Source organism: Arthrobacter sp. I3 (genome assembly GCF_000520575.1).
Lineage (GTDB): Bacteria > Actinomycetota > Actinomycetes > Actinomycetales > Micrococcaceae > Arthrobacter > Arthrobacter humicola_A.
The window spans coordinates 118,923-123,170 of record NZ_KI914976.1; the positions used below are offsets into that span (position 1 = coordinate 118,923).

At 68.7% G+C, this 4,248-nt stretch carries 2 protein-coding genes and 2 pseudogenes; 3 read left to right on the plus strand and 1 reads right to left on the minus strand.

Going from position 1 to position 4,248, the window contains the following annotated elements:
* Positions 1-662, plus strand: a pseudogene (locus Y706_RS27275) (phospho-sugar mutase); the annotation flags it as partial.
* Here Y706_RS27275 and nirD read toward each other — a convergent pair.
* Positions 659-1,039, minus strand: coding sequence for a nitrite reductase small subunit NirD (gene nirD, locus Y706_RS0122615; RefSeq protein WP_028278357.1), 381 nt, complete (start codon positions 1,037-1,039; stop codon positions 659-661). The pseudogene Y706_RS27275 and the gene nirD overlap by 4 nt on opposite strands.
* 256 nt (positions 1,040-1,295) lie before the next feature.
* Here nirD and nirB point away from each other — a divergent pair, with 256 nt between their 5' ends.
* Positions 1,296-3,989, plus strand: a complete 2,694-nt coding sequence (nirB, locus tag Y706_RS0122620; RefSeq protein WP_028278358.1) for a nitrite reductase large subunit NirB — start codon at positions 1,296-1,298, stop codon at positions 3,987-3,989.
* A gap of 2 nt (positions 3,990-3,991) precedes the next feature.
* A pseudogene (locus tag Y706_RS27280) lies at positions 3,992-4,248 on the plus strand (uroporphyrinogen-III C-methyltransferase); the annotation flags it as partial.

The following is a 4,248-nucleotide window of genomic DNA, read 5'->3' on the forward strand; positions in this document are numbered from 1 at the left end:
GCGCCAGTGGCGAAGCACCGGCCGGCGTGTTCGCCAACTCGATTGTGTCCTCCCGGCTGCTGGCGCGGATCGCGGCCGCGGCAGGCTACGCGCACGAGGAAACCCTGACCGGCTTCAAGTGGATTGCCCGGGTGCCGCGGCTGGTCTACGGCTACGAGGAGGCGCTGGGCTACTGCGTTGCTCCTTCGCTCGTGCGCGACAAGGACGGCATTTCGGCGGCGGTCCTCATTGCCGAACTCGCGGCGGCCGCAAAGGCCGAGGGCAAGACGATCTTTGACACCCTGGACGAGCTGTACCTGGTGCACGGGCTGCACGCGAGCGACCAGCTCAGCATCCGGGTCGCGGACCTCGGCCTGCTGGACGCAATGATGAACCGGCTGCGCGTGAGCCCGCCGGAATCGTTCGGCGGCTCCGGCGTCGAGGCCGTCACGGACCTTGCCGAGGGCAGCGAACTCCTCCCGCCCACCGAGGGCCTGCTGTACCTGACCCGGGACCTCAGCCGCGTGATCATCCGTCCCAGCGGCACGGAACCGAAGCTCAAGTGCTATCTGGAAGTCATCCGCAGTGTCGGCTCGGCCGCCGAGCTTCCGGCCGCCCGGGACGAGGCCCGCACGGCCCTGGACGGCGTCCTTGCGGACGTCCGCGAGGCACTGGGCCTCTAGAGCTGCACCTCAATGTACCCGCCCACAATCCGGGTACCGAAGGTGGCGAGGCGGAGTTCCGGGCTGCCGAGGCATTCTCCGGTGCCGAGGTCGTAGACCTCCTTATGCAACGGCGATGCCACCGTGGGCCGGTCCCCGCGGGATCCGGTGATGCCGCGTGCCATGACGTTCGCCCCGGTGGCCGGGTCCTCCTGCGCGACGGCGAAAACCTCACCGGACAGGGTGCGGAACAGGGCCACCTGGCGGCCCGCAATCAGTGCCGCCTCGCCCCAGGCGGGTTCCAGGTCCGCAACGGCGCACACCCGGTGCCAGCCGGCTGCGGCTCCAGTAATTTGGTCCTCAACGTCGTATACGGCGGTTTCAAGTACGGCGGTCATCCCGGCCCCTCTCTGATACATCCCTTGCGGGCTCAACCGCTGCTGCGGCCACATATTCAAGCTAGGCGCGCGGTGTTTCATCCGGACGCGCCGGATGTGTCCGGCGCGTAAAAGAGAGCTCACACGGCGGGAAATGCATTCGTGATGCAGAAGTTAAGATCACGAAACATAAGGGAAACTGAAGCGAAATTCCGGTTGCCTAGTCTGGGACGACAAGCTGCAGAGCACCGTCTGCGGCCCATGCGAAAGGCCCACCGTGACCGGACACCCCTCAAGCCACCCGAACCAGGGCGCAACCAGCGCCGCCCCGCGCCGTATTGTGGTGGCCGGCGGCGGCCCCGCGGCGCACCGTTTCGCCGACGCCATGCACGCCCGCGGACTCGATGGCTGGCACGTTACCGTCCTCACCGAGGAAGCCCACCTCCCCTATGACCGCGTCGCGCTGAGCAAGGCACTCACCGACAGCGACGTCGACCTCACCCTGGGCAGCGCTTCCATGTGGGACCACACGGCCCTGAACCTCAAGACCGGCGAGCGCGTCACCAGCATCGACGCCGCCGGCAAGACCGTCCAGACCGCGGCGGGAACCGTCTATCCGTATGACGAGCTGGTGGTCGCGACGGGCTCGGACGCTGCCCGCCTGCCCATCCCGGGCGCCGAACTCACCCATGTGTACCGCACCCTTGAGGACGTCTGGTCCATCAACAAGGCCATCGCGGACCTCACCGCGAAGCTGGGCCGGAAGGTCAACGCGGTCACCATCGGCGGCGGTCTGCTGGGCCTGGAATCAGCCGCCGGCACCGAACAGCTCGGCGCCACCCCGATCGTCATCAACGGCTCGCCGTGGCTCATGAACACCCAGCTGGACGAGGGTGCCGGGCAGGCGCTCGGCCGGCTGATCGAGGCCAAGGGCTTCACCGTCCACGGCGGGGTGTTCCCCTCCGAGGTCCTCTCCGACGACGACGGCCAGGTCACCGGCGTCCTCATGGCCGACGGCCGGACCATCGACGCCGACATCGTAATCGTCGCGATCGGCGTGCGGCCCCGCGACGAGCTGTTCCGGGCCGCAGAGGGCGCACCGCAGCAGTTCCAGCTCGGCCAGCGCGGCGGCGTCGTCATCTCCGACGACTGCTCCACGGAGGTTCCCGGCATCTGGGCGATCGGCGAGGTCGCCAACTTCGGCGGCATGTGCCTGGGCCTCGTGGCACCGGCCAACACGATGGCCGAAATCGTCGCGGACCGGCTGCACGGCGGCGACGCGACCTTCCCCGGCTTCGACACCGCCACCAAGCTCAAGCTCTCCGGCGTCGACGTCGCCAGCTTCGGTGACGCCTTCGCCCGCACGGAACACGCGCTCGAGATCGTCTACGCCGACCCCGCCCGCGGCGTCTACCAGAAGATCGTCACCACCGACGATGCCAAGACCCTGCTCGGCGGTATCTTCGTCGGCGACGCCTCGCCCTACACCTCCCTGCGCCCCATGCTGGGCCGCGAACTGGCCGCCGAACCCGGCGCCTACCTCACCGCGGCCGGCGGCGGCGACGCCGGGGACGAAGTCTTGGAGATCCAACTGCCGGATGACGCCATCCTGTGTTCCTGCAACAACGTCTCGGCCGGAACCATCCGTGACACCGTCAACGGCTGCGGGAGCTGCGACGGCAACGCGCCGGTCCAAGAACTCGGCGAGCTCAAGGGCTGCACCCGCGCCGGCACCAGCTGCGGTTCCTGCGTGCCGATGCTCAAGAAGCTGCTCGAAACCGAACTGACCAAGTCCGGCGTCGAGGTCTCCAAGGCCCTGTGCGAACACATCGAGCTCTCCCGCCAGGAACTCTTCGACGCCATCCGGGTCCTGGAGCTGACCTCCTTCGAGGAGATCATGGCCAAATACGGCACCGGCGCCGGCTGCGACATCTGCAAGCCGACCATCGCCAACATCCTCGCCAGCCAGAACAGCGCCTACGTCCTGGACGCCGGCCGCGGCACCCTGCAGGACACCAACGACCGCGCCCTGGCCAACATGCAGAAGGACGGCACCTACTCGGTGGTCCCGCGGATCGCCGGCGGCGAGATCACCCCGAAGAAACTCGGCGTGATCGCCGCTGTCGCCGAGCAGTACGGCCTCTACACCAAGATCACCGGCGGGCAGCGGATCGACATGTTCGGCGCCCGGCTGGAGCAGCTGCCCGAAATCTGGAAGGTCCTGGTCGATGCCGGCTTCGAATCCGGCCAGGCCTACGGCAAGAGCCTGCGCACGGTGAAGTCCTGCGTCGGCTCCACCTGGTGCCGCTTCGGGGTCCAGGATTCGGTGGCCATGGCCATCGCGCTTGAGCTGCGCTACCGCGGCCTCCGCAGCCCGCACAAACTGAAGATGGGCGTCTCCGGCTGCGCCCGCGAATGTGCGGAGGCCCGGGGCAAGGACGTCGGCGTCATCGCCACCGCCGACGGCTGGAACCTGTACGTCGGCGGCAACGGCGGCGCCACCCCGGCGCACGCCCAGCTGCTGGCCAAGGACCTCGACGACGAAACCCTGATCAGGTACATCGACCGCTACTTCATGTACTACATCCGCACGGCCGACCGGCTGCAGCGCACCGCGCGCTGGCAGGAAGAGCTCGACGGCGGCATCAAGCACGTCGAGGACGTGGTGGTGCACGACACCCTGGGCATTGCCGCGGACCTCGAAGCCGCCATGGCCAAGCATGTTGACACCTACGTCGACGAATGGGCCGACACCCTGAAGGATCCCGAGCGCCTCCGCCGCTTCCGCTCCTTCGTCAACGCCCCGGACCAGAAAGACGATTCGATCACCTTCGTCTCCGACGAGCGCGGCCAGATGCGCCCCGCGACTGCGGAGGAGAAGGCGCGGGCCGGGCAGCAGCCGGTCCTGATCGGGGCTTCCATTCCGGTCCGAGCCACCACCCCGGGACTGCCTGACGAGAACGAGGTATAGCCATGCAGCTCACCATTGACCTCACCGGACGCGAAGTCCTGGTCACGGGCGCGGACCACGCCGCCCGTCAGGCCGTACGGCGCTATGAGGCGGCCGGCGCCGTCGTGTTCCGCCTCAGCACCCCGCAGGGCGCCGGCATTGACGGCCCGCTGCCCGAGCGCCCGTTCCTGGTCGCCGCGGTCGACGACGGCCAGCCGGGCTGGGAGGCCCTCCTGGGCCGGTGCCGCGCCACCGGCATCCCGGTCGCGGCCGAGCCCCC

Coding starts and splice junctions, on each gene's coding strand:
- nirD (WP_028278357.1), bottom strand. CDS start 1,039: ATGACCGCCGTACTTGAAACCGCCGTATACGACGTTGAGGACCAAATT.